This window comes from Streptomyces sp. A18 (assembly GCF_059026065.1).
Genome location: NZ_JBWLKL010000030.1, coordinates 58989 through 84076, shown reverse-complemented (window position 1 = coordinate 84076; position 25088 = coordinate 58989). Strand labels below are relative to the sequence as shown.

Sequence of the window (25088 nt, the reverse complement as noted above, 5' to 3'; positions counted from 1 at the left end):
GGTGGAGCGGCGGGTCACCGCAGGTGCGCGGTGTGCGTATGGCCGCGTGAGCCCGCGACGCGGACGGTGACGACCGGTCGGCGGCCAGGAGTGACGGTGACCGTGTCGTCGGCGCGGACCACCTTCCGTACGGGGAAGGGCAGTTCCACGCTGACGGACGTGCCGGTGCGGCCCGGGTCGGCCACGGCCAGGGATATACCGTCGCCGCCGCGTCGCGCGATCACCGTGCACGGGCCCGACGCGGTGATGCCCGCCGCGCTGCCCGGCTGCCAGAAGTGCGCGGCGACGAGGCCGTGACGGCGGGCCTCGACGGCCTGTGCCGTGGAGTTGTTGGCCACGACGCGGACCGGCCGAGAGTGGGACCAGGCGGCGGTCGCGGTGGCGCTCGCGCCGGGGAGCAGGACATAGGCGTACGAGGACGCGGCGGGGGACGCTCCGTGATCGAGCCACAGGGTCAGATAGCGGCGGGTGACCGGTGTGGTGCTGCCTCCGGTGTCCGCGCCGGTGTTGATGTCCCGCCAGGCACCGGTGCGTTCCTCGCGCAGGGCGTGCAGGGGGGCGGAGTCTTCTGCTCGTCGTCCGGGGTGGTCGGGGAAGACGTAGCCGCCGGTGCCGTCCAAGTGGGCCCAGCGGGCGCCGGGCAAGGGCGCCGACCAGCCCGTGTGCGATGGCTGGCGCCGTCCGTCGACCGTGAGTCGTGGCGCCCCGTCCGCGTACAGATTGCGGTTCTCGATGACGGTCTCGATGGTCCTGCCGTCGCTCGCGGTGATGTCCACGCCCAGGGCGACCACCGCGTTGTCCAGGAAGAACCACGCCTTTCTGGCACGCAGCGTGCTCCCGTCGGCCATGAGCTCCATCGCGGCGGCGCCGAACCGATCGTCGAGCACCGCGCCGCCCGCGACCGCGTTCTTCGGACGGTAGGTTCCCGTGCCGCCGCCCGTGCCGATGTCGGCGCGCTCACGGGTGTCCACGGTGGTGCCCGGCAGGCGGTACGGATCGACTGTCGCCCAGAAGCCGTCCCCGAACTGCCCGAGGTCGTCGCCGTCGTACAGATAGGCCATGCCGTCGCCGGTGTACCAGCCGTGCAGGTTCTCGCCGTTGCCTGCCTCGTACGCGGCGATGCGCTTCGAGGAGAGCGAGAGCGTGAGCGCCCAGCCGGGGCGCCTGTGCACCACGCGGTCCATGTCCGCGAACGCGAAGTGCCCGGTGAGCCGGTCGGTGACCGGCACGGCGGGGTCGTCGAGGACGGCCTTGGCGCGGGCGATCGCGGGGACGCCGACCAGGCTCAGATAGGGATGGGTCTTGTTGCGGCTGATCCACCCCTTGGCCAGGGCGCGCCAGCGCTCGGCGTACGCGGCGGGGGCTCCGTCAGCCAGCTGCAGGATGTTGGTGACGGCGGCCGCGCCGTCCTTGTGGTCGGGCGCCTTCTCGCGGGAGATCGCACGGCCGCGTACCGCGTCCATCATCAGGCCGTCGAAGACCACCGGCGAGAAGGTCCGCTCCACCGCCTCGTACAGCACGGACGTCTTCGGGTCGGTGACGGCCCACTCGGAGTCCGCGAGCAGCGCGATCAGCTGTCCCGCGCCGCCGAGCAGGACACTGCCGTACGTACCCGTGTACGCGACGGAGCCGTGCTGCACGAACGACCCGTCCTCGTAGAACCCGTCGCCCGAAGTGACGTACGTGAACAGGCTGTTCTTGCCCTTGTCCCGGACGTCGGAGAGGCCGTCGCGCGCGAGCGCCAGAGTCGTGGGGTCCTGTGCGAGGAGCCCGCGGAGGGCCACGATGACGGCCTTGTCGGCGCGGTTGGCGCCGGTCTCGGACAGGGTGGGGATGTTGGTGCGGCGGTCCGGGTCCGGGCAGAACTTCGCCACGGTGGAGGTGTACTTCGCCAGGTCGGCCGCCGGGATCTTCTCCCGCAGCAGCACACAGGTGTCCATCAGGGCGCGGGGCGCGCCGATCTCCCAGAACCACCAGTTGCCGGATTCGGGGCGTTCGGTGTTGTAGGCGTCGGCGTGCAGGAAGCGCAGGGCTTCGAGCAGGGTGTCCGCGGCTTCGGCGCTGTCGCTGAGGGAGGTGCCGGGCGTGGCCCAGGCCGTTGCGATGGTGCGCAGTCGGGTGTAGCTCTGGCCGAAGTTGCCGGGGTCCTTGGCGGGGGAGAGGTCGGCCCACAGGGCGCTGCGCCCGTCCGACCGGTCCAAGTCCCGCCACCAGCCGGAGGCCTGGGTGTCCAGGACCTTCAGCGCCGCCGCGAAGTCCGGGTCGGCGGCGTCGAAAGCGCCGCCGGTCAGTTGGGCCGCGGCGCGGGCGAGCAGGGTGTCGTAGGGGTCCGCGTCCGGGGCGCCCCAGGCCGTTCCGCCGCCCGCCGCCAGTGGCACGAGGGCGGACGCGGCACTCGCGGCGAGGATCGTGCGGCGTCGTGGCCCGGTGGGACCGGAGTGGTGCATGCGCATAGGGAACTCCCATGAGGCGTGCGGGCATCGGAGGGCGTGGGGTGGGGTGTGAGGGGGTGTGAGCGATTCCGCGACAGCATGTAAGCGGTTGCTACGCCGCGCAAGAGGGGCGGGAATCTTTCTACGTTCTTTCTGTCCTGACCCGGCCTTCCGCGCGCCCAGGCCCAGGGTTAACCGGTTACACGCCCCGCCGCACCGCCACCGAATCCCGCACCACGATGTGCGTGCCCAGCGTCAGGCCGCTCCCGGCCGGCTGCTGCCACGCGTCGGCCTCCGCCCGCGCGTCCGGGACCGCCAGCCGCACCGCCTGCCGGCCCATCTCCTCCAGCGGTACGTGCACAGTCGTCAGGCGTGGCCGCAGGACCTGGGCCGTGGGCACGTCGTCGTAGCCGACCAGGGAGACGTCGTCGGGGACCCGTAGCCCCGCCTCCTCCAGGGCCTGCAGCGCGCCGACCGCCACCATGTCGTTGGCGGCGAACACCGCACTGAACGCCGGGCCTGACGCGAGGAGTTCGGTCAGTCGGCGGTGCCCGAACGCGGGGCTGAACGCACCGGTGTGCACCAGCTCCTGCGCGTACGGGACGCCGCGCAGCTCCAGGGCTCTGCGGTGTCCGGCGAGGCGGTCGCGGGTGGTGGAGAGGTCGGACGGTCCGCCCAGGTAGAGGATGCGGTCGTGGCCCTGGGTGAGGAGATGGTCGGTGAGCGCGAAGGCGCCCCCCTCGTTGTCGTACTCCACCGAGAGCGTCGGCACGTCGGGGCCCACCGAGGGCCTCCCGCACAGCACCAGGCGCGCCCCGCCCGCGTGCAGATCCCGTGCCCTGCGGGCGACTTCACGGGCGTACGCGCGATCCGAGTGGGCGCCGCCGACCAGGACCACCGCGTCCGCCCGCTGTTCGTGCAGCAGATCGATGAAGGCCAGCTCGCGCCGCGGGTCGCCGTGGGTGCAGCAGACCATGCAGAGCCGCCCGGCGTCCGACGCGGCCCGCTCGACGCCGCGCGCGATGTGGGCGAAGAACGGGTCGACGACGTCTTGCACGATGATGCCGACCGTCCGGCTCGCGGTCCCGGCCAGCGCCCGCGCGTGCGCGTTGACGACGTAGCCGAGCTCCCGGACCGCGTCCTCGACGCGCTCGCGGGTGGCCCGTGCCACCGGGTAATTGCCGTTCAGGACGCGGGAGACGGTGGCCGATGAGACCTCGGCCCGCCGCGCCACATCGATCACCGTCGCCCGTCGCGACACCACTTGGCGCTCCCCTTTCACCGGGTCGAGTTTCACCGGGTCTCCAGTAGTAAGCGTGTACTGGTGAGTGGCTGTGCGCCAGAGCCTCGGCGATGTTTTCGCCAAGGGATCGGCCCGTCAGGGGTATTGACGCTGACAGTAAGCGATTACTACGTTGCGGCCCCATGGCTGAGAACAGGACCCGAACCGTACGTGCTCGCAGTACCCGGACAGTCCGAACTCGCAGTACCCGGACGACCCTCCGCGCCGCGACGGCGACCGCAGCCGCGGCCTCCGCTCTCGCACTCGCCCTTCCCGCCCACGCCGCGCCCTTCGACCCGGCCCCGGGTGCGGACGGCGTCGGCGATCCGCTGTTCCCGACGCTCGGCAACGGCGGCTACGACGTCCGCCACTACGACCTCTCCTTCGACTTCACGCCGGTGACGTACGACTTCACCGGCACCATGAAGATCAAGGCGAGAGCCACCCAGGACCTGTCGTCGTTCAACCTCGACGTCGACTCACTGGCCATCGACAGCATCAAGGTCAATGGAAGGACGGCCTCCTGGGCCATCGGACCCGGTCAGACCGGCCAGGAGCTCACGGTCACGCCCACCGGCGGTCTGCGCGACCACCGTGCCTTCGACGTCGAACTGACCTACCACGGCAACGGCAGGACCAAGCCGATCGGCCAACCCGGCTGGCGGTACATGTCCGACGGCGGCTTCGCCTCCGCCGCCCAGGCCTCCCGCGCGGACACCTTCGCGCCGGTCAACGATCACCCCTCCGACAAGGCCACCTGGTCCTTCCACCTCACCGCCCCCGACGGCTGGACGCCCGCCGCCAACGGCAACCACACCGGCACCCGCAAGGCAGCCGACTCCAAGAAGACCTGGGACTTCTCGCTCAAGTCCCCCATGGCGCCGGAACTGTTGGGCATCTCGGTCAACAAGCAGACGTACGTCTACGGACGCGGCCCGCACGGAGTGAAGCTGCGCCACCTCATCCCCGAGGACCAGCAGGCGAAGTACAGACCCATCGCCGAGGAGACCGGCGGGCAGCTGGCGTGGCTGGAGAAGACCCTCGGTGTGCGCTACCCGTTCGACACCTACGGCGTGCAGATCGTGCGGGACGGCTACAGCGACGCGTTGGAGAATCAGACCCTGTCGCTCTTCGGACCGTCGTGGTTCGACCGGCCCACCTACTCGACCACCATGATCCACGAGCTGACCCACCAGTGGTTCGGCGACTCCGTCACCCCCGCCACCTGGCAGGACGCCTGGCTGAACGAGGGACCCGCCGTGTACTACGCGGCCGTGTGGGCGGACCAGAAGGGCTTCCAGCCCATCGAGGAGAAGATGAAGACCGCGTACGCGAAACTCGACGCGGTCCGCAAGACCGACGGACCGCCGGGAAAGCCCACCGGGCTCGGCGGCTTCAACATCTACGACGGCGCCGCGGTCTCCCTGTACGCGCTCAACCAGCAGATCGGGCAAGAGCAGTTCGAGGCCGTCATGAAGTCGTGGCTGACGCAGCACCGGCACGGCAACGCCTCCACCCAGGACTTCGTCGACAACGCCGTCGAGGTCACCGGTGACGCCTCGGTCGGCACGTTCCTGAACCACTGGCTGTTCGACCTCGACAACCCGCCCATGCCGGGTCACCCGGACTGGGGTGTCGCCAAGTGAGACGCCCACGCATGGCCGCCGCGGCGCTCGCGGTGACGGCCGTCGCCGCCGTCATCGCCCCGCAGTCGGCCCAGGCAGCCCCCGGCCCCAGGGTTCTGCACGCCGCCCCGGACGGCTCGGGCGCGGCATGCACCGCCGCCCGTCCCTGCTCCCCGCAGGCCGTCCGTGACGCCGCGCGGACCGTCGACGGACGTGACGTACGCGTCGAACTCGCCGACGGAACCTACGAGATGAGCGAGCCGCTCGAACTGGGCGCAGCCGACTCCGGGCGCGACGGGCACACCGTCACCTGGACCGCGGCGCGCGGGGCCGAGCCGGTGTTCTCCGGCGGCCGGGCGCTCACCGGGTGGGACAAGGGCGCCGACGGCACCTGGACGGCCGATGTCCCCGAAGGGGTCACCCCGCGCCAGCTGTTCGTGGACGGGGAGCGGGCGGTGCGCGCGCGAGGCGCGGCCTGCGCCGCGAGCACCTGTGACGCGACGAAGACCGGCATGACGGGCGCCACGGCCACCGGTATCGCCCAGTGGCAGCGGCCCACCGGAGCGGAAGCCGTCATCAAGGTCCGCTGGCGCGACTACCACTGCCGGATCACGGGCGTCGAGGGCGACAACCTCACCTTCGCGCAGCCCTGTTGGACCAACTCCGCGAGCGGCACGGACCGTACGGGCCCGGCGTGGGACTCCACCACCGTCGACTCGGCGCGCTACTCCGGAGTCGCCTTCTTCGAGAACGCCCGCGAACTCCTCGACGACCCGGGCGAGTTCGTCTGGGACGCCGATGACCGCACCGTCACCTACCTCCCGCGCAAGGGCGAGGACATGCGCCACGCGCGTGTGCTCACCCCGGTGACCGAGCGGCTCCTGGTCGTCGACGGCGCCCACGACCTGCGCGTGCAGGGCATCGGCTTCGCCCACGCCGCGTACGACCAGCCCTCCACCGACGAGGGGTACGCGGGCACCCAGGCCGGTCTCACCCTCACCGGAGCGACCGGCCCCGTCGACCACGCCGGCCGCCACTACGCCAAGCCGAGCGCGGCGGTCACGGTGCGCGGTGGCCGCCATGTCGCCATCACCGGGGCCGAGTTCACGCACCTGGGCGGCGCGGGGGTCATCCTCGAAGCGGGCACCAAGGACACGTCGGTCACCCGCTCGCGCTTCACGGACCTGTCGTCCGGCGCCGTGTACGTCGGCGACACCGAGCCGAGGCCGGAAGCGGAACTGGCCGGTGAGCGCAACACCGTCGCGTACAACACCATCCGCAGCACGGGCGTCGAGTACACCGACGCGGTGGGCATCTGGGCCGGGTACGAGGCCGGGCTCACCGTCGACCACAACACCCTCGACGACCTGCCCTACTCGGGGATCTCCGTCGGCTGGGGCTGGAACCAGCCCGAAGCCCAGAAGTCCGTCCTGAGGGACAACCGGATCACGGACAACCGGATCACGAACGTGATGCGCGTCGAGCACGCCCAGCACGACGGCGGCGCCATCTACACCCAGGGCGCCCAGCCCGGCACGGTCGTCTCCGGCAACTACATCAACCGCTCCGCCTACGGGAACACCGAGCGCGACGGCAACGGCATCTACCTCGACGAGCAGTCCTCGTACATCCGCGTCGAAGGCAACGTCATCACCCGCGTCGGCTACAAGTGGGTCTCGAACTGGGCCGATTACGGCATCCAGAACCACGCCACCGGCAACTGGACCGACACCGACGCGCCGGCCCTCACGGGCACCGGATCGACGATGGAGGACAACCACACCGGGCTCGACAGGCTGCCCGCGAAGGCGCTCGCCGTGGCGGCCCGCGCGGGCGCGCACGGAGCGCCGGCCGAGCAACTGCGCCCCGACCTCGCCCGCGCGGGCACCGCGTCCCAGTCCTCCACGGACGGCACGGCCCCCGCGGCGTACGCGACCGACGGCAACACCACCACCGACACCCGTACGCTCTCCGAGCCGGGTGCCTGGTGGCAGGTCGACCTCGGCGCCGTGCGGCGCGTGGGACAGGTCGAGGTCTGGAACGGCGCCTCGATGACCACGGCCGACTTCGACGTCCAGCTCGCGAGGACCGCGGACTTCTCCGACGCCACGACCCGGCACGTCACCGGACGAGCGCTTCGGCCCACACTCCTCGACACGGACGCGGAAGCCAGATACATAAGGATCAAGCTCACCGGCACGGGACGTGTGGCGCTCGCCCACGTACTCGTGCACCCTGCACGTACATAGGCAACACCCGCACTCGCACAGGTATTTGTACGGAAAGGCACACCATGACCGACCTCCGTCTCGGCGTCCTCGGCTACGGCTTGCGCGGTTCGCTCGCCCGCACGGCACACCGGCCAGGCGCGGGCTCCCGCGTCACCGCACTCGCCGACCACGACGTCACCGCGCGGACGGAGGCGGCCGTGGCCTTTCCCGGCGCTCTGATATCCACCGACCACCGTAAGGTGATCGAGGACCCGGACATCGACGCCGTCGTGATCCTCACCCCCGACCACACCCACGCCCAGCTCGCCTGCGAGGCGCTGCGCGAGAACAAGCCCGTCTTCGTGGAGAAGCCACTCGAAATCGGCATCGAGGCCTGCGACGAGATCCTGCGGACCGCGTACGAAACGGGAACACGCCTCTACGTAGGCCACAACATGCGCCACATGCCCGTGGTCAGGCTGATGCGCGACATCATCGGGCGGGGCGAGATCGGCGAGGTCAAGACGGTCTGGGTACGCCACTTCGTCGCCTACGGAGGTGACTGGTACTTCAAGGACTGGCACGCCGAACGGCAGCACACCACAAGCCTGTTGCTCCAAAAGGCCGCCCACGACATCGACGTCCTGCACTGGTTGGCCGGCGGCTACACCCGCCAGGTGCAGGCCCTGGGCGACCTCATGGTCTACGGAGACAATCCGCACCGCCGCGCGCCGGGCGAGCCGAAGACGGACGACTGGTACACCAAGGACGGCCACTGGCCCCCGCACACCCAGCGCGACCTCAACCCCGTCATCGACGTGGAGGACGTCTCCCTGGTCAACATGCGCCTCGACAATGGGGTGTTGGCCTCCTACCAACAGTGCCACTTCACGCCCGACTACTGGCGCAACTACACCGTCATCGGGGACGCGGGGCGCCTGGAGAACTTCGGCGACGGTCCCGGGGGCGTGGTGAAGGTCTGGAACGCGCAGCGCTCGACCTACCGCCCCGAGGCCGACGCCGAGTACCCGGTGCCGGACGCCCAGGACGAGGGCGGGCACGGCGGCTCCGACCCGCTGCTCATCGAGGAGTTCGTACGTTTCGTACGCGAGGGAGGGCGCACCGACACGTCACCGGTCGCGGCCCGGATGGCGGTGGCGGCGGGCGTACGTGCCACGCAGTCGCTCCGTGACGGCGGCACGCCGCGGGAGGTGCCGGACCTGGACCCCGAGCTCATCGCCTACTTCGAGCGGGGCCAGACCCGCTGAACGGCGTGGCCTGACCCGGGCCTGAAGGAAAGCTGCGGCGGCGCTTAAGAAATCCTCGATGGACCGGAGCGCCGCCGTAGGGAAGATTCCTGTGTCGTCGGTGGAAGAAGCGACGTACGACAGGAGCCGTTGCGTTGAAGGCGCTGGTCAAGGAGAAGGCGGAGCCAGGGCTCCGGCTGATGGACGTACCGGAGCCGGTCATCGGCCACGGAGACGTCCTGATCAAGGTGCTCCGCACCGGGATCTGCGGCACCGATCTGCACATCCGGGCCTGGGACGGCTGGGCGCAGCAGGCGATCGAGGCACCGCTCGTCGTCGGGCACGAGTTCGTCGGCGAGGTCGTCCGGACCGGGCGTGACGTCGCCGACATCAAGATCGGCGACCGGGTCAGCGGCGAGGGCCACCTGGTCTGCGGCAAGTGCCGCAACTGCCAGGCGGGCCGCCGCCACCTGTGCCGCGCCACGGTGGGTCTCGGCGTCGGCAGGGACGGGGCGTTCGCGGAGTTCGTCGCGCTGCCCGCCGCCAATGTGTGGGTGCACCGCGTCCCCGTGGACCTCGACGTGGCCGCGATCTTCGATCCGTTCGGCAACGCGGTGCACACCGCGCTGTCCTTCCCCCTGGTCGGCGAGGACGTGCTGATCACGGGAGCCGGTCCGATCGGTCTGATGGCCGCGGCCGTGGCCCGGCACGCAGGCGCGCGCAACGTCGTCATCACGGACGTCAGCGAGGAGCGCCTGGAACTCGCCCGCAAGGTCGGCGCGAGCCTGGCCCTGAACGTCGCCGAGACCTCGATCGCCGACGGGCAGCGCGAACTGGGCCTGCGCGAGGGCTTCGACGTCGGCCTGGAGATGTCCGGCAACCCCGTCGCGATGCGCGACATGCTCGCCAACATGACCCACGGCGGCAAGATCGCCATGCTCGGTCTGCCGGCCGAGGACTTCGCCGTCGACTGGTCCCGGATCGTCACCTCCATGATCACGATCAAGGGCATCTACGGCCGCGAGATGTTCGAGACCTGGTACTCGATGTCCGTGCTCCTCGAAGGCGGCCTCGACCTCGCCCCCGTGATCACCGGGCGCTACGGCCACCGTGACTTCGAGGCGGCCTTCGACGACGCGGCGAGCGGCCGCGGCGGCAAGGTCATCCTCGACTGGACCTCCTGACCCTCACGGCTCGACTCCTAAGGATTCACGCATGTTCGACTCCGTACGCGAAGACCTCCAGGCCACCCTCGACGAGATCCGCGCCGCGGGCCTGCACAAGCCCGAGCGCGTCATCGGCACCCCGCAGTCCGCCACGGTGGCCGTCACCGCGGGAGGCCGCCCCGGCGACGTACTGAACTTCTGCGCCAACAACTACCTCGGCCTCGCCGACCACCCCGAGGTGATCGCCGCCGCGCACGAGGCCCTGGACCGCTGGGGCTATGGCATGGCGTCGGTGCGCTTCATCTGCGGTACGCAGGAGGTGCACAAGGAGCTGGAGGGGCGCCTGTCCGGCTTCCTCGGCCAGGAGGACACGATCCTCTACTCGTCCTGCTTCGACGCCAACGGCGGAGTCTTCGAGACGCTGCTCGGCGCCGAGGACGCGGTCATCTCGGACGCCCTCAACCACGCGTCGATCATCGACGGCATCCGGCTGAGCAAGGCCCGCCGCTTCCGTTACGCCAACCGCGACATGGCGGACCTGGAGCAGCAGTTGAAGGAGGCCTCCGAGGGCGGCGCGCGCCGGAAGCTGATCGTCACCGACGGTGTCTTCTCCATGGACGGGTACGTCGCCCCGCTGCGGGAGATCTGTGACCTCGCCGAGCGCTACGACGCGATGGTGATGGTCGACGACTCGCACGCCGTCGGCTTCGTCGGCCCCGGCGGACGCGGCACTCCTGAGCTGCACGGCGTCATGGACCGCGTCGACATCATCACCGGCACCCTCGGCAAGGCCCTCGGCGGCGCCTCCGGCGGCTACGTCGCGGCCCGCGCGGAGATCGTCGCACTGCTCCGCCAGCGCTCGCGCCCGTACCTCTTCTCGAACACGCTCGCCCCGGTGATCGCGGCGGCCTCACTGAAGGTCATCGACCTCCTGGAGTCGGCGGGCGAGCTGCGCGAGCGCCTCGCCGCGAACACGGCGCTCTTCCGCTCGCGGATGACGGAGGAGGGCTTCGACATCCTGCCGGGCGACCACGCGATCGCCCCGGTCATGATCGGCGACGCCTCCGTCGCGGGACGGATGGCCGAGCTGCTCCTGGAGCGCGGCGTGTACGTGATCGGCTTCTCGTACCCGGTGGTGCCGCAGGGCGCGGCCCGTATCCGCGTCCAGCTGTCGGCCGCGCACTCCACCGAGGACGTGAACCGTGCGGTGGACGCGTTTGTCGCTGCGCGGGCGGAGCTGGAGGGGTAGGACCCCACACCAAGTTCCGCCGGGGCTCGGGTGACGTGTGTGACCGCGGGGCTGTGAGGGCTTGGCGCGCGGTTCCCCGCGCCGCTTCAGGGCGCGGGGGCCGCGGGGGCGGGTGAGGCCCCCGGTGGGGGAGAATAGTCCGCATGATCGAGGCGCGGCGGCTGCACATCCTCCGTGCGGTGGCCGACCACCGCACGGTCACCGCCGCTGCCGCCGCGCTCTATCTCACGCCGTCCGCGGTCTCCCAGCAGCTGACCGCCCTGGAGCAGGAGACCGGGCACCGCCTGGTCGAGCGAGGGGCCCGCGGGGTCCGGCTGACCCCGGCGGGCGAGATCCTGCTCTCCCACACGAACGCGGTCCTCGCCCAGCTGGAACGGGCCGAGGCGGAGCTCGCCGCGTACAGCTCGGGTGCGGCGGGGACGGTGACCGTGGCGTCGTTCGCCACCGGGATCGCCCTGGTGGTCGGCCCCGCCCTGGCCCGTCTCTCGTCCAGCGCGCCCGGGATACGGGTGCGGGTCCAGGACGCGGAGGGTGACGCGAGCCTGCCGATGGTCCTCGACCGTCAGGTGGACGTCGCCGTGGCGGTGGAGTACCGAGGCGCGCCGGGCGCGGACGATCCACGCCTTACGCGGGTCCCGCTGTACGCGGAGCCGTTCGACGCGGTGCTCCCCGAGACGCACCGCCTCGCGGCGTCGGAGCGTGTACCGCTCGCGGAGCTCTCCAAGGACGCGTGGATCGGCCCCTTCGTGGGGAACCCCTGCCATGACGTGGTGATACTCGCCTGCGAGGCGGCGGGCTTCCAGCCCCTCCTCGAACACTGGTCGGACGACTTCCGCGCGGTGGTCGCCCTGGCTTCGGCAGGGGCGGGCGTGGCTCTGGTCCCTCGGTCGGCGCTGCGGGGGATGGACGTCTCGGGAGTGGTGATCCGCCCGGTGGAGGGCGCGGCCCCTACGCGCCGGGTGTTCGCGGCGGTGCGGTGCGGGGCGGAGGAGCATCCGCTGATCCGTCCGGTTCTCGACGCGCTGGGAGAAGCGGCGGGGTGACGGGGGAGAGCGGCGGGAGGGTGGTGGGCGTGCGGCGGCCCGGTTCCGTCGACGTGTCGCCGCCGGCGGGACCGGGCCGGGGAGCGCCTGGTATGGGCGGGTCCGATTCTCAACCGTGACGCAGTATCAACTCCCCGACCCGTAACCCCATTTACCGCTGCGCACCAGGCCGCCCGAGACAGGCGCGGCGCGGAGATCGCCGTCCCCGTCCTCGTGGCGCAGGACCCAGTCGTCCAGGTCACGTGCCGCTTCGAGAGGGTTGCCCGCCGTGTACGCCCGCCACCACGCGGTGGCGTCGTGGGGTGCCTGGCCCCTTTCGGGCTGGTCTCCTTCGGGCTGGTCTCTCTCGGGCTGGTCCCTTTCGGGGGAGCGCAGTTCCTCACGGAAGCAGGACTCGGCCGCGGCGAAGCGTGCCCGTGCGGTCCGCGCGTCCACGCCCAGGACGTCGCCGATGAGCTGCCAGCTCGCGCCGCCGAGCCGCTCGGACACGGCGGCGGCCTCGAAGAAGCGGTGCGCGGCCCTGAGCACGTGAACCGCGTCGGCCAGCACGGAACCCGGGGAGCGGGTGGTGCCGTCGGGGCGCAGCTCGTGCTCGCCGATCGGTACGGCACCGCGCGCGAGGTCCGCCAGGTCGCAGGCCTCGTAGGCCATCGCGAGACGTGCCCGCGCCGCGTCCGTGTAAGGCGCCGCGGTGGCAGGGGAATCGTCGTGGGTCATGTCGCTCTTCGCCCTCAGCCGCGTACGAAGTAGAGGACGGTCATCGTCACGGCGGTGGTCAGGATGATGCTCCGCAGCAGCCGGTCGGAGAGGCGGCGTGCGAAGTGGGCGCCGGTGAAGCCGCCCAACAGCGCGCCGACGAACATCGGGGCGAGGACGAGCGGAGCGCTCAGCGCGTCCGACGCGACGAGGAGCAGCGCGGTCGCGCTGAGATTGATGGCCGCGATCTGGGTGACCCGCATCGGATTGCTGACCGCTGTGTCGAGGCCGAGGCCGATGCCCCACAGGGCGAACATCATGATGCCTACGGCACCGCCGAAGTATCCGCCGTACAGGGCGAGGAAGAACTGGCCGATCAGGACGGCCCGCGGGCTGATGCTCATCTCGTGGCCGAGCGCGCCGCTGACGGTACGGGAGAGGCGGCGTCCGAAGGCGAGAACGAGCGTGGCGAAGGCGAGCAGCCATGGCACGGCGGCGTCGAAGGACGCCGCGGGCAGCGTGAGGAGCAGGACGGCGCCCAGCCCGCCCCCGATGACGCTGACCGCTGTCAGCGCGGTCGTCGACGTCCCCCCGACCGGGGTGAGTTCGCGTCGGTAGACCCATCCGCTGGCCACGGCTCCCGGTACGAGCGCGATGGTCGACGACGCGTTCGCCGTCACCGGGGACAGGCCGACCGCGACCAGGGCGGGCAGCGCGACGAACGTGCCGCCGCCGCCGACGGAGTTCAACGCCCCGGCGGCGGTTCCTGCCAGCAGGACGAGCAGAATGTCGGACACCTGCCGAGCATCCCCCCGTGGCCGGTGGGCCCACAATGCGTTATCGGTGTACCCAGCCTAAGGCTGTGCCATAGGCTGATGGGGTGCGCTATGACCTCGACGATCTCCGGCTCTTCCTCGACATCGTCACGGAGGGGTCGATCACGGCAGGTGCCCGCCGGATGCACCTGAGCCTGCCGTCGGCCAGCGCCCGGGTCCGTTCCCTCGAACAACAGGCGGGTGTGTCCCTGCTGATCCGCGGCCGGAGGGGAGTGCGCCCCACTCCGGCCGGGACCACACTCGCCCGGCACGCGCGCGAGGTCCTCGCGCAGACCGTGCGCCTGGAGAGCGCGGTCGCGAGCTATACGAGATCCCCGACCGCGCCCCTGACCCTGCTGGGCGGCGGCTCCGCCGTGCACCGGCTCGTGCCGCGGGCCCTGGTCTCGTTCCTCCGGGCGCACCCGGACATCGACGTCCGGGTGTCCGAGAACCGCACCCCGCAGATCGTGCGGATGCTGGCCGACGGAGAGGCGGACCTCGGGGTCGTCCTCGACGACGAGGCGCGCGACTGCGGTCTGGTCATGGAACCCCTGGGCGACGACTCCCTCGTGGTGGTCGGCCAGGCCGGCGGAATCCTCGCGGGACGTACGTCTGTGACCTACAGTGAGGCCGCCGAGCACCCCTTGGTCGGGCTCGACCCCGACGCGTCGCTGCGCCGCTGGATCGAGAGGCACATCGGCCCGCACGCGCCGGTGGTCCGCCACCGCACCACGGTCGCCAACCTCAACGTCCTGCTGGCGCTGGCCGCGGCGGGCGTCGGTCTGGCGATCGTCCCGCGCCGCGCGATCGACCCGACCCAACCCCTGGACGTATGCGCCCTCCAGGACCCCTGGGCCCAACGCCACCACCTCCTGGCGTGGGGCGCGACACCGGGCCCCGCATCCCCGGCAACGGAAGCACTGGCCGAGCACCTGCGCAGGGCGTCTACTTCCGAGCCCATGGTGCCGGGGGATCGGGTGGTTGGGCGGGAGTGAGGGTTTAGGGGGCTGTCTGCTGCTGCGGTGGTGGTCGCCGCAGCCGCAGCGGTGGGGTGCTGCCTGCGGTGCCGGTGTCCGCAGTGGTAGTCGCCCCGCAGCCAGCCAGCCAGCCAGCCAGCCAGCCAGCCAGCCGCAGCCGCCGTCCCCACGCCGAAAGCCGCAGCCGCAGCCGCCGCCCTCACGTCGAAGGCCGCCCCGTGCTGGCCCGTAGGACCACCTCGCCGTGCACCCGCTCCACCCTTGACCGCGCGCCGCGCTCGCGAAGGGCGAGGGCGAGTACGTCGCGTCCCATCTGCGTCAGCGGCAGCGCCACCGTGGTCAGCGGTGGCGTGAGCTCTCCGACCAGGGGAATGTCGTCGAAGCCCGCGAGCGACACATCCTCCGGCACCCGGAGCCCCCGCTCCCGCAGCGCTCCCAGCGCCCCCACGGCCATCACGTCCGTCACCGCGAAGACGCACGTCGGCCGCTGCCCACGCCGCAGCAGTTCGACCGCGGCCGCATGGCCCCCGTCACGGGTGAAGGCGCCCTCCACGACCCGCTCCGTGGGGAGGGCGATCCCCGCGTCCGACAGCGCGGCGCGGAACCCGGCCAGGCGGTCCGCCACCGTGGTGAGCCGTTCGGGACCGGTGAGTACGGCGAACTCCCGGTGCCCCAGGGTCAGTAGGGCCCGCGCCAGGGCGCCCGCCCCCGCGCGATTCTCGGGCTGCACCGTGTCCACGCGCAGGCTGCGGTGCCTGCTGACCACCGCGACGCGGCCCCCGTCACGTATGTAGGGAGCGAGCTCCGACTCCAACGACCTTTCCCACGCGGGGTCTTGGAAGCCCGAGCCGATGAGCAGGATCGCGCGCGCCCGCTGCGCCCGCAGCATCGAGACGTACGCGATCTCCCGTGCCGGAGCGCGAAAGGTGCTCGCCAGCATGACGAGGAGATCCTGCTCGGCCGCCGCCGCCATCACGCCGCTCGCGATCGCCGCGAAGTAGGGGTCGCCGACGTCGTGGCAGATGACGCCGACGGTGTTGTTCGAGGAGCTGGCGAGCGCCTGCGCATGGGCGTTGGGGATGTAGCCCAACTGGTCCGCCGCTTCGAGCACCCGGCGCCGCAGGTCCTCGCGGACGCGGGTCGTGCCGTTCAGGGCCCGTGACGCGGTGGCCGCGGAGACCCCGGCGGTACGGGCCACCGCGTGCAGGGTGACATGGGGGCCGTGCTCGCGCCCACGCCCGGCCGTCGCTTGCCGCTCGCGGGCCGCCGCCGACGCGGGCTGCTGCCGGCTTCCGGGTTCGGGGAGGTCTCCGGGGAGTTGCTTCCCGGAGGCCTCCCCGGTGACGGGATCCTCCCCCCGGGTCCGCCCCGACGTGCGCCCCGACGCCCGCCCTGTCCCCGGTTCCTGCTCGCGCCCAAGCGCCCGCACCGCGCCCCCTTCGTCTCGCGCCGCGAAACTTCGAGCCGACCTATTGACCCTGCGGTCAGCCAGTCATTAGCGTGGCGAACACCTTACCAGAAAGCGCTTTCTGAAAGCGGTTTCCGCACCTTCCCGCACCACCAACGCTCCGCAACTGACTCCGAAGTTCGCTGAATGCCAGGGGAGTTCACCGTGAGCCAGAGCGCACTGCAGGCAACTCCCGTGAAAACGGCGGGCGTTGCCGATCGCAGCCGCCCGACGCTGCGCCAACGTACCGCCGAGGCGGCCGAGAAGAGCTGGCGTCCGCTCGTCCTGCTGCTCGTCTGCTTCGGGGCCTGGTGGCTGATCGCCGCCACCGAGATGGTCGAGGCGTACCTCGTGCCCTCGCCCGGCGCGACCCTCGACGTCATCCTCGACAAGCCCGACTACCTGTGGCAGCACAGCTGGGTCACCACCTACGAGACCCTGCTCGGCTTCATCATCGCCGTGGCCGTCGGGATCCTCTCCGCGGTCCTCATGGTCTACTCGACGACCGTCGAGAAGACTCTCTACCCGATCCTCCTCTTCGCCCAGGTCGTGCCGAAGATCGCGATCGCCCCGCTGTTCGTCGTCTGGCTCGGCTTCGGCATCGCGCCGAAGATCCTCATCGCTGTTCTGATCGCCTTCTTCCCCGTCGTCATCTCGATGGTGACCGGGTTGAAGGCCGTCGACCCGGAGATGCTCCAACTCTCCGCCACCATGGGCGCGCGGCCCTGGCAGACCTTCCTCAAGATCCGCTTCCCGGCGTCGCTGCCGCACCTCTTCTCCGGCCTCAAGGTGGCCGTGACGCTCGCCGTCACCGGAGCCGTCGTCGGCGAGTTCGTCGGGGCGAACGAAGGTCTGGGCTATGTGATCCTCCAGGCGAACGGAAACCTCGACACCCCGATGCTCTTCGCGGGGCTCCTCGTCATGTCGCTGATCGGCGTCGTCCTCTTCGTACTCGTCGAGATCGCCGAGAAGCTGCTCCTGCCGTGGCACGCAAGCCGCAGGGACGTGGCGGCCACCACGTCGTACTGACCCCTCCGCCCCGCCACGATCCGCCCGCCACGATCCGCCCCGCCCCAGCCATGTCCGTCGTACGCGAGAAGGGCCGTCCCATGCACGCGCGCAGACTGTTCACCGGCCTCGTCCCCATGGCCCTCGTCGCGGTGACCGCGACGGCCTGCGGCGGCGATGACGACAAGACGAGCACCAGTGACTCCGGCAAGAAGCTCGACAAGGTGACGCTGACGCTCAACTGGTACCCGTACGGCGAACACGCGCCGTTCTACTACGGCAAGCAGGAGAAGATCTTCGAGAAGCACGGCATCGACCTGGACATCAGGGCGGGCCAGGGCTCGCAGAAGACCGTGCAGGCCACCGGCGCGGGGCAGACCGACTTCGGCTGGGCGGACACACCGGCCGTGCTCGCCGGCGTCGACCAGGGTGTCAAGGTGAAGAGCCTCGGGGTCTTCCTGCAGACGACGCCCGCCTCCGTGCAGTTCTTCGAGGCCCAGGGCATCAAGTCGCCCGCCGACCTGAAGGGCAAGACGATCGCGGGCACGGCGGGCGACGCGCTCACCAAGACCTTCCCGATCTTCCTGGCGAAGAACGACATGGAGCTCTCGGACGTCAAGGTCCAGAACACCGACCCGGCGGGCAAGATCGCCGCGGTGATCTCCGGAAAGACGGACGCGCTCCTCGGGTACGCGAGCGATCAGGGCCCCACCATGCAGAACAAGGCCAAGAAGGGCGTCTCGTACCTGCGCTTCTCCGAGAACGGCCTCAACTTCTACTCCAACGGCCTCATCGCGGGACCCAAGACCCTTCAGGGCAAGGGCGATCTGGCCAAGCGCATGACCGCCGCCGTCAGCGAATCGTGGGCCGCCGCCGAGAAGAGCCCGGAGCCCGCGGTCGACTCGATGGAGGGCGCGTCCGGGCAACTGCCGCCCAAGGAGGTGCTGTCCGAGCAGTTCAAGACGACGCTGACCCTGCTGCACACCGACGCCACTGAGGGGAAGGCACCGGGCGCCAACACCGAGGCGGACTGGCAGCAGACCATCGACGTCTTCTCGGAGGCGGGCATGGTCAAGGAGGCCAAGCCCGTCGCGGAGTACTGGGACGCGGCCAAGGGGATCAAGGGCTGAGGGGCGGCAGGGGAATGACGAAGGATGCGACTCTCAAGAAAGACGCGACTCCCAAGATGAGCGACGAACCGCGCGCGCCGGCGGGAGAGGCGAGGCCGACCGCGGTACGCCTCGATGACGTCGCCGTCCGCTTCCGTACGAAGAAGAAGGACGTCACCGCGTTGCGGGACGTCTCCCTGAACGTCGGCGCGGGCGAGTTCGTGGCGATCGTGGGGCCTTCGGGCTGTGGTAAGTCCACCCTCCTGAAGCTCGTCGCCGGCCTGCTCGCGCCCTCGTCGGGTGACGTGCTCCTGAGTGGCGAGCGGGTGCGCGGTCCGCGCCGCGACATCGGCTATGTCTTCCAGCGTGCCGCGCTCCTGGACTGGCGGTCGGCACGCCGCAACATCCTGCTCCAGGCGGAGATGCGCGGCATCCCCGGCGCCGAGGCACGCGCGCGTGCCGACGAACTGATCCGCATGACCGGACTCGGCGGCTTCGAGGACGCCTATCCGCACGAGCTGTCCGGCGGCATGCAGCAGCGCGTCGCACTCTGCCGGGCCCTCCTGCACGAGCCGCCGGTGCTGCTCATGGACGAGCCCTTCGGAGCGCTCGACGCCCTCACGCGTGAGCAGATGAACGTCGAGCTGAACCGGATCTGGCGCGAGACCGGAACCACGGTCCTCCTGGTGACCCACTCGATCCCGGAGGCCGTCTATCTCGCGGACCGCGTCGTCGTGATGAGCCCACGCCCCGGCACGGTGGAGGAGATCATCGACGTCGGCCTCCCCGCCGAGCGTTCGTACGCCACGACGCTGGCGACAGCCGAGTTCCGCGACGCCACCGCGCGCATCCGTGAGCTGCTCGGGGCGGTGTCCGCGCACGAGTGAGGGGTGAGCCACAGTAGTCGGCGATTGCCGCGCGTTTCATATTCGGGATACTGTGCCGAATATGGAACACGATGGTGTCGATGACCGCCTCGCCGCCCGCCTCGCCGAGCTGCGCGCGGAACGCGGCTGGTCCCTGGGCGAATTGGCGGACCTCAGCGGCGTGAGCCGCTCCACCCTGTCCCGCGCAGAGCGCGCGGAGATCAGCCCCACCGCGTCGCTCCTGAACCGGCTCTGCGCCGTGTACGGGCGCACCATGTCGCAGCTCCTGAGCGAGGTGGAGGCCGAGCCCGCGCAGCTGGTGCGCGCGGCCGAGCAGAGCGTGTGGACGGACAGCGCGTCCGGCTTCGTGCGGCGCTCGGTCTCGCCCCCGCAGGCCGGGCTGCGCGGCGAACTCGTCGAGGGCTGCCTGGAACCGGGCGCGGACGTCGCGTACGACCGGCCTCCCGTACCCGGCATCGAACAGCACATCTGGGTGCTCGACGGGACGCTGGAGGTGACCGTCCAGGGCGAGCCGCACGCCCTGGACGCCGGGGACTGCCTGCGCTTCCGGCTGTGGGGGACGACGCGGTTCCGGTGCGTGGGGGAGCAGGCCACGCGGTACGCCCTGGTGGTGGTCGCGCGATGACGGCCGAGCAGGTGAGCGGGACGCTGATGCGTCTCACCGCCGATCAACTCGGCGAGGGCGCGGATGACTTGGGCGCTCTTCTCGCCGACGTCGTGGAGGGCGGCTCCTCCCTCGGCTTCCTCGCGCCCCTCGACAGGGCGGCAGCCGCCGCATGGTGGCGGGGCCTCGCCCCGGCGGTGGCGGAAGGACGCCTCGCCGTCTGGGTCGCGCGCGACGCCGAGCGGGTCACCGGCACCGTCAGCGTCGGCTTCGTGGACAAGCCCAACGGCAGGCACCGCGCCGAGATCCTCAAACTGATGGTCCACGGCTCCGCGCGCGGACAGGGCCTCGCCCGCGCCCTCCTGGCCACCGCGGAACAGGCCGCGGCCGACGCGGGCGTGACCCTCCTGGTCCTGGACACCGAGACCGGGAGCGCCGCCGAGTCCCTCTACCGGTCCGGGGGTTGGACGGCCGCCGGGATCATTCCGGACTACGCGGCAGATCCGGCCGGGGCGCTCCAACCGACGACCCTCTTCTTCAAGAAGGTCGCCGGTTCGGGCGCGCCCCAGCCGGACCCGGCACGTCAGTACCGCAGCGCCGCCAGGTAGGCGTAACTGTTGCGTGCCGTGGCGAACGGATCACTGGGGCTGTCGTGCTCCACCAGCCACTGCTTGACGCCGCCCTCGCGCGCCCGGTCGAACATCGCGGCGAAGTCAAGGGTCCCCGAGCCGACGTCGGCGAAGCCGCCGTCCGGAGCCATGTCCTTCACATGGAGCGCGGGGAACCGCCGTCGATGCCGCACGAAGTACGTCGCGGGATCCGCGCCGCCCTTCGCCGCCCAGTAGACGTCCAGTTCGAAGCCGACCAGATGCGGGTCGGTCTCCTTGACGAGGATGTCGTAGAGGCTCGTGCCGTCCACCACCACATGGTCCGATCCGTGGTTGTGGAAGAGCACCGGGCCGAGGCCCGCGTCGCGCGAAGCCCGCCCGATGCGGTTGAACTCCCTTGCCGCTTCCCGGAATCCGTCGGGTGTGTGCAGCGCGCCGGGTAGGCTCGGCACCACAGGCCACTTCGCGCCGAGGGTGTGCAGATCCTCCAACGCCTGGGCCAGGCCAGGGCCCTTGAGCGTGTCGTACGCGACGTGTTCGAGGACCGCCTTCAGATCAACCGCGTCGAGCATCCGCCGGATGTCGGCCGCGCTGTTCCCGTGCCGCCCGCTCACGCCCACGGTCGCGTAGCCGATGTCGGCGAGCTGCTCCAGCGTGCCCGCGAAGTCCTGCGCGAGGGCATTGCGCATCGTGTAGAGGTGCATACCGATGCCGCCGCGCGGGATGCGCCGGCACCGTGACGTGTCACCCGCGCGCGCGGGCAGTGCGGTACCGAGTGCTGCCGCGAGCCCCATCGACGTACCGAGAAAGGCTCGTCTGGTCCCGTTCAGACCGGTTCTCTTCATGGCTGACATGGCTGTCCCCTCACTTCGCCGTGATCCGGACCGCGCCGGTCGTCGTGTCGCCCTTGTCGTCGGTGACGGTCAGATGCGCCGTGTACGTCCCCGCGCGCGCGTACGTGTGCTCGGCGCTGCCGCTCTCCGTGCCGGAGGGCTTGGCGTTGTCGCCGAAGTCCCAGTGGTACGAGGCCGCGGTGCGGCCCTCGGGGAGCTTCACCGTGCTCGTGAGCTTGACGGCGAGGGGCGCCGTGCCGTCGGCAGGTGCCGCCTTGGGCGTCACCTTCGCGCCGGCCTTCTTCTCGACTCCGGGGCCGTTGAAGTGCAGCCAGTCGACCGAGAGGAGATCCTCCTTCTCGGGGGTCCACTCGGGGTTGGTGAAGACGGCGTACAGCTTCGTCGTGCCGTCATGGGCCGCCAGCGCCGTGGTCGGTGAGATGAAATTGCCCCAGCCACCCGTGTTCTTGACGCTCACCTTGCCGAGCAGCTTGCCCGTGGGAGACCCGGCGCGGAACTCGATGTCACCGCCGAGCCCGCCCGAGGACGCGCCCACCGTCACGGATTCGACGCCCTTGAGGTTCACCGGGTCGAAGGAGACCCAGTCGCCGTCCTCGATCTCGATGAGCCGCTTGCCGCCGGAGGCGTCCGCGCGGTCACCGATGGTCGCGCCGTCGTGTGCGCCGCCGGTTGCGGTGCGGTGCTCGCCCTCGCGGTAGGAGGTCCGCAGGGTCAGCGAGGACGAACCCGTCAGGGCCGGCGCCCCGGATGCTCCCTCGTCCTCGTACTGGGCCGTGATCCCGTAGTAGAGATTCTGACCGGCGCCATGGCTGTCGCCCGCGTCCGTCACGATCTCGCCCGCGCAGCCGGTGTAGTTGTCCAGCGGATGCAGATGGGTGTCGTGGCCGAGCTGGGACTGGACGACGACCCGCTTGCAGTCGATCTTCCCGTCCTCCTTGTCCGTCACCTTGATCTTGAACGGGATGGTGTCCCCGAAGCTGAACGTCCCCCCGTGGGGAGGCTGTTGGATCGTCACCACGGGACGGGTGTTCCCGACGGTGATCTCCTGCACGGCCAGACCGCTCAGCTCGTCCGGACCCGTCACCTTCAGACGCGCGCTGAATTGTCCCTTCTTCGTGTAGGTGTGCGTGGGGTTCGCCTCGGTCGAGTCGGTCGTGCCGTTGCCGTCGAAGTCCCACGCGTACGTGACCGGCTTGTCGCCAGGCAGCCCCGAGCCCTCGCTGGAGAACTTCACCTCGAGCGGGGACCCGCCGTTGTCCGGGGTGGCCTTGATGCGGGCGTCCGGCAGCCGGCCGTCCGCCACGTAGTCGATGCGGTAGATGCCCGCGCCTTCGTTGCTGCCGCCTCGGCCCGTGCCGCTGCCAAGACCGAAGTCGATGACGTACATCGCGCCGTCAGGACCGAAGTCGGCGTCGAAGGGCTGGTTCCATTTCATGTCCGGGAAAATGGAGTTGATCGAATTCAGGTCGCCCGCCTTGGCGGGATCGAAGCGCGGATCGGTGAACGTCTGGTCCTTCTCCTGCATCGAGAAGACCTTGAACCACTGCCGCGTCAGCTCGTAGTTGAACCACTTCCCCTCGAAGTACTCGGGGAACTTGGTCTTGTACGCGTTGTCGGCCTTGTAGTCGTAGACGGGGCCGCTCATCGGGCCGCCGCCACCCGTGCCGAGTTCGGGGAACTGCTCGGAAGCGGAGTAGGCGTACCAGACCTTCGCGGGCTGTGCCGGGGGGAGTTCGCGCAGACCCGTGTTGTTCGGCGAATCGTTCACGATCTTCGCGCAGTCGAATTTCGCCGCCGACTTCTTCGTCGCGAAGTCGTAGTCGTTGAACGGGGTGTTGTTGCCGACGCAGTAGGGCCAGCCGTAATTGCCCGCCTTCGTGATGCGGTTGTACTCGACCGTCCCCTCCGGGCCACGATCGGCGACGGCCGCCTTCGCGTCGGGGCCGTAGTCGGCCATGAGCAGCGCACCGCTCAGCGGGTCGGTGGTGATGCGGAAGGGGTTGCGCATGCCCATCGCGTAGATCTCGGAGCGGGTCTTGTCCGTCCCCGGCGCGAAGAGGTTCCCCTCGGGCACGGAATACGTCCCGTCGTCCTTGGGCGTGACACGCAGGACCTTGCCCCGCAGGTCGTTCGTATTGCCGGAGGTTCCCTGCGCGTCCCAGGCGCGGCGGCCTTCGCGCTCGTCGATCGGGCTGAATCCGTCGGAGGCGAAGGGGTCGGTGTTGTCGCCCGTGGCGATGTACAGGTCACCCTTCTTGTCGAAGGCGATCGAGCCCGCCATGTGCGAGTTCGCCCGGCCTTCGCCACGGAATGTGGGAATGGTCAACAGGCGCTTCTCGGACGCCGGATCGACCTTTCCTTCCGCTTCGGTGAAGCGGGAGAGATTGATGCGTTTCTCGGTCTTGTCGGAGTTCAGGAGATAGACCCAGTGGTTGTCCTGGAACTTCGGGTCGAGCGCGAGGCCGAGCAGTCCGTCCGACTGGCTCGTCATCTCGGGGGTGTAGTCGAGGTCGAGCGCCGTGGAGACCTTCAGCGACTCCTGGTCGATGATCTTCAGCTTCCCGGTGCGCTGGATGAAGAACACCCGACGGTCGGGGGCGACGGCGAGCTCGAAGGGGTCGGCCAGGTCGTTCGTGGCGAGCGGCGTGCGCTGGAAGGCGCCGGTCCTGGTGGCGGTGCAGTCGCCGGGCTTGCTGCCCGCGGCCCACTCGATGCCGCCGAGGATGTGCTTGAGGAAGCCTTCTTCCTGGAAGGCCGACTTGTCGTGCCCGCCCGCCGTGTACCAGGAGCGGCCGCCGTCATAGTTCTGGCACCAGGACCACGGCTGGTCGACGCCCTCGTCGAGCCCGGTGACGCCGTCGCGGACCTTGACCTGCGCGAGCGTGTGCACCTTCCCGGTCGGATTGGTGCGCCAGTTGTACCACTCCTCCGTGCGCTCCCAGAGCTCCGGAAGCCCCTTGGTGGAGGGGTGCGCGTGGTCGAGCACCTTGACCCGGCCGGTCTGCACCTCCGGGTGCTTGTCGAAGATCGCGCCGACCAGGCCCTCGTACCAGGTCCAGTCCCGCTCGCTCGCCGATGCCGCGTGCAGTCCGACCCAGCCGCCGCCCCCGCGGACGTACTTCTGGAAGGCCGCGCGCTGCTCGGCGTCGAGCAGGTCGCCCTTCTCCGGCGTCGAGTTGGTGTTGTTGAAGACGATGGCCTGGAAGCGGGCGAGATTGGCGTCGGTGAAGGCGCCGGCGTCGTCCGTGGCCTCCACTTCGAAGCCGTTCTCGGTGCCGAGCTTCTTGATGGCCTCGACGCCCGCGGGGATTGATTCGTGGGGGAAGTTCGTGACCTTGGAGAAGACCAGGACGCGGAAGGGGTCGGCCTTGGCCTCTGCTTGCGCGCGGGGTGTCGCGGTCAGGCCGAGGCCGATGACCAGGGCCAGCAGGGCGATGATCGCGAGCAGCGGACTCGGTGTGGTGCGTCCCGGTCTCGGCTGGACGGGGCCGCGTCTGGGCGCGGTGGAACTCGTGGAACTCATGGCGCTCCCTGGGCTGGGCGGGTGGACGGCTGCCGGTAGCCGGGTGTGCGGTGAGTGCGAGTGGCGCGGTGTGCGGGATGCGGTGTGCGGGTACGCGGGGTGCGTGAGTTAGAAAGCGCTTTCTCCTGCGCGTTGTTCAGCGTAGGTTCCGCTCTGACGGGGGGTCAATGGGTCGGAAGGGCCTGGCGTGAGGAGTGGGTAGGCACAGTCGGCGCGGGGCGCTGGTATGAGGTCGCGTGTGTGGGGGAGGGTTTCAGGACCAGGAGATGAAGCCGTACCGACCTCACATGGAACCGAAGCCGTACC

The 25088-nt window shown here is 70.4% G+C and carries 19 protein-coding genes; 12 read left to right on the top strand and 7 right to left on the bottom strand.

The features are described 5' to 3' along the window. Positions 1–14: 14 nt before the first annotated feature. Both AC5P1C_RS32750 and AC5P1C_RS32745 read right to left on the bottom strand, forming a co-directional pair. On the bottom strand, positions 15–2447 hold the full coding sequence (locus AC5P1C_RS32750; RefSeq protein ID WP_493869579.1) for a polysaccharide lyase 8 family protein: 2433 nt from the start codon (positions 2445–2447) through the stop codon (positions 15–17). Between the two features lie 184 nt (positions 2448–2631). Next, positions 2632–3696, bottom strand: coding sequence for a LacI family DNA-binding transcriptional regulator (locus AC5P1C_RS32745; protein WP_493869578.1), 1065 nt, complete (start codon positions 3694–3696; stop codon positions 2632–2634). 161 nt (positions 3697–3857) lie between these two features. Here AC5P1C_RS32745 and AC5P1C_RS32740 point away from each other — a divergent pair, with 161 nt between their 5' ends. From AC5P1C_RS32740 to AC5P1C_RS32715, 6 genes are all read left to right on the top strand, one after another. After that, positions 3858–5360, top strand: a complete 1503-nt coding sequence (locus AC5P1C_RS32740; RefSeq protein WP_493869577.1) for a M1 family metallopeptidase — start codon at positions 3858–3860, stop codon at positions 5358–5360. Positions 5361–5371: 11 nt separating this feature from the next. Then, positions 5372–7588, top strand: a complete 2217-nt coding sequence (locus AC5P1C_RS32735; RefSeq protein WP_493869600.1) for a discoidin domain-containing protein — start codon at positions 5372–5374, stop codon at positions 7586–7588. Positions 7589–7632: 44 nt separating this feature from the next. Beyond that, positions 7633–8817, top strand: a complete 1185-nt coding sequence (locus AC5P1C_RS32730) for a Gfo/Idh/MocA family protein (protein ID WP_493869576.1) — start codon at positions 7633–7635, stop codon at positions 8815–8817. Between the two features lie 134 nt (positions 8818–8951). Next, positions 8952–9980, top strand: a complete 1029-nt coding sequence (gene tdh, locus AC5P1C_RS32725; protein ID WP_493869575.1) for an L-threonine 3-dehydrogenase — start codon at positions 8952–8954, stop codon at positions 9978–9980. Between the two features lie 31 nt (positions 9981–10011). Next, entirely contained in the window at positions 10012–11211 is a 1200-nt protein-coding gene (locus tag AC5P1C_RS32720; RefSeq protein ID WP_493869574.1) for a glycine C-acetyltransferase, read from the top strand. A 143-nt stretch (positions 11212–11354) separates the two neighbouring features. Next, positions 11355–12254: a LysR family transcriptional regulator gene (locus AC5P1C_RS32715; protein WP_493869573.1), complete on the top strand. Its 900-nt coding sequence runs from the start codon at positions 11355–11357 to the stop codon at positions 12252–12254. Between the two features lie 126 nt (positions 12255–12380). On the opposite strand, the gene AC5P1C_RS32710 is transcribed toward AC5P1C_RS32715, so the two are convergent. Both AC5P1C_RS32710 and AC5P1C_RS32705 read right to left on the bottom strand, forming a co-directional pair. After that, a complete protein-coding gene (locus tag AC5P1C_RS32710; RefSeq protein ID WP_493869572.1) occupies positions 12381–12971 on the bottom strand; it encodes a hypothetical protein in 591 nt (196 codons plus the stop codon). 14 nt (positions 12972–12985) lie between these two features. Beyond that, positions 12986–13747, bottom strand: a complete 762-nt coding sequence (locus AC5P1C_RS32705) for a sulfite exporter TauE/SafE family protein (protein ID WP_493869571.1) — start codon at positions 13745–13747, stop codon at positions 12986–12988. An 83-nt stretch (positions 13748–13830) separates the two neighbouring features. On the opposite strand from AC5P1C_RS32705, the gene AC5P1C_RS32700 reads away from it, so the two are divergent. Beyond that, positions 13831–14760 carry a LysR family transcriptional regulator gene (locus AC5P1C_RS32700; protein ID WP_493869570.1) on the top strand — a complete coding sequence of 310 codons (930 nt, stop codon included), beginning with the start codon at positions 13831–13833 and terminating at the stop codon, positions 14758–14760. Positions 14761–14941: 181 nt separating this feature from the next. On the opposite strand, the gene AC5P1C_RS32695 is transcribed toward AC5P1C_RS32700, so the two are convergent. Continuing rightward, the gene (locus tag AC5P1C_RS32695) at positions 14942–15949 is read right to left on the bottom strand and encodes a LacI family DNA-binding transcriptional regulator (protein ID WP_493869599.1); all 1008 of its coding nucleotides are present in this window, start codon (positions 15947–15949) and stop codon (positions 14942–14944) included. Between the two features lie 387 nt (positions 15950–16336). Between AC5P1C_RS32695 and AC5P1C_RS32690 the strand changes: the two genes are divergently transcribed. The 5 genes from AC5P1C_RS32690 to AC5P1C_RS32670 all read left to right on the top strand — a co-directional run bounded on the left by AC5P1C_RS32690 (position 16337) and on the right by AC5P1C_RS32670 (position 20405). After that, on the top strand, positions 16337–17218 hold the full coding sequence (locus AC5P1C_RS32690) for an ABC transporter permease (protein WP_493869569.1): 882 nt from the start codon (positions 16337–16339) through the stop codon (positions 17216–17218). 80 nt (positions 17219–17298) lie between these two features. Further along, positions 17299–18327 carry an ABC transporter substrate-binding protein gene (locus tag AC5P1C_RS32685; RefSeq protein ID WP_493869598.1) on the top strand — a complete coding sequence of 343 codons (1029 nt, stop codon included), beginning with the start codon at positions 17299–17301 and terminating at the stop codon, positions 18325–18327. Positions 18328–18383: 56 nt separating this feature from the next. Further along, complete coding sequence (locus AC5P1C_RS32680; protein WP_493869568.1) at positions 18384–19193, top strand: ABC transporter ATP-binding protein; 810 nt, start codon at positions 18384–18386, stop codon at positions 19191–19193. 61 nt (positions 19194–19254) lie between these two features. After that, complete coding sequence (locus AC5P1C_RS32675) at positions 19255–19818, top strand: helix-turn-helix domain-containing protein (protein ID WP_493869567.1); 564 nt, start codon at positions 19255–19257, stop codon at positions 19816–19818. Between the two features lie 26 nt (positions 19819–19844). Then, complete coding sequence (locus AC5P1C_RS32670) at positions 19845–20405, top strand: GNAT family N-acetyltransferase (RefSeq protein ID WP_493869597.1); 561 nt, start codon at positions 19845–19847, stop codon at positions 20403–20405. Here AC5P1C_RS32670 and AC5P1C_RS32665 read toward each other — a convergent pair. Together AC5P1C_RS32665 and AC5P1C_RS32660 are read right to left on the bottom strand one after the other, a co-directional pair. Beyond that, entirely contained in the window at positions 20381–21199 is an 819-nt protein-coding gene (locus AC5P1C_RS32665) for a sugar phosphate isomerase/epimerase family protein (protein WP_493869596.1), read from the bottom strand. The two genes, AC5P1C_RS32670 and AC5P1C_RS32665, sit on opposite strands and share 25 nt — an antisense overlap. Before the next feature lie 70 nt (positions 21200–21269). Then, positions 21270–24782, bottom strand: coding sequence for a ThuA domain-containing protein (locus AC5P1C_RS32660; RefSeq protein WP_493869566.1), 3513 nt, complete (start codon positions 24780–24782; stop codon positions 21270–21272). Between the last annotated feature and the right edge of the window lie 306 nt (positions 24783–25088).

Bases quoted from the DNA above. Each gene is read 5' to 3' on its own strand.
- AC5P1C_RS32660 (WP_493869566.1), bottom strand. From the start codon at position 24,782: ATGAGTTCCACGAGTTCCACCGCGCCCAGACGCGGCCCCGTCCAGCCG.
- AC5P1C_RS32740 (WP_493869577.1), top strand. From the start codon at position 3,858: ATGGCTGAGAACAGGACCCGAACCGTACGTGCTCGCAGTACCCGGACA.
- AC5P1C_RS32710 (WP_493869572.1), bottom strand. From the start codon at position 12,971: ATGACCCACGACGATTCCCCTGCCACCGCGGCGCCTTACACGGACGCG.
- AC5P1C_RS32690 (WP_493869569.1), top strand. From the start codon at position 16,337: ATGCCAGGGGAGTTCACCGTGAGCCAGAGCGCACTGCAGGCAACTCCC.
- AC5P1C_RS32675 (WP_493869567.1), top strand. From the start codon at position 19,255: ATGGAACACGATGGTGTCGATGACCGCCTCGCCGCCCGCCTCGCCGAG.
- AC5P1C_RS32715 (WP_493869573.1), top strand. From the start codon at position 11,355: ATGATCGAGGCGCGGCGGCTGCACATCCTCCGTGCGGTGGCCGACCAC.
- AC5P1C_RS32735 (WP_493869600.1), top strand. From the start codon at position 5,372: ATGGCCGCCGCGGCGCTCGCGGTGACGGCCGTCGCCGCCGTCATCGCC.
- AC5P1C_RS32665 (WP_493869596.1), bottom strand. From the start codon at position 21,199: ATGGGGCTCGCGGCAGCACTCGGTACCGCACTGCCCGCGCGCGCGGGT.
- AC5P1C_RS32750 (WP_493869579.1), bottom strand. From the start codon at position 2,447: ATGCACCACTCCGGTCCCACCGGGCCACGACGCCGCACGATCCTCGCC.
- AC5P1C_RS32685 (WP_493869598.1), top strand. From the start codon at position 17,299: ATGCACGCGCGCAGACTGTTCACCGGCCTCGTCCCCATGGCCCTCGTC.
- AC5P1C_RS32680 (WP_493869568.1), top strand. From the start codon at position 18,384: ATGAGCGACGAACCGCGCGCGCCGGCGGGAGAGGCGAGGCCGACCGCG.
- AC5P1C_RS32730 (WP_493869576.1), top strand. From the start codon at position 7,633: ATGACCGACCTCCGTCTCGGCGTCCTCGGCTACGGCTTGCGCGGTTCG.
- AC5P1C_RS32670 (WP_493869597.1), top strand. From the start codon at position 19,845: ATGCGTCTCACCGCCGATCAACTCGGCGAGGGCGCGGATGACTTGGGC.
- AC5P1C_RS32720 (WP_493869574.1), top strand. From the start codon at position 10,012: ATGTTCGACTCCGTACGCGAAGACCTCCAGGCCACCCTCGACGAGATC.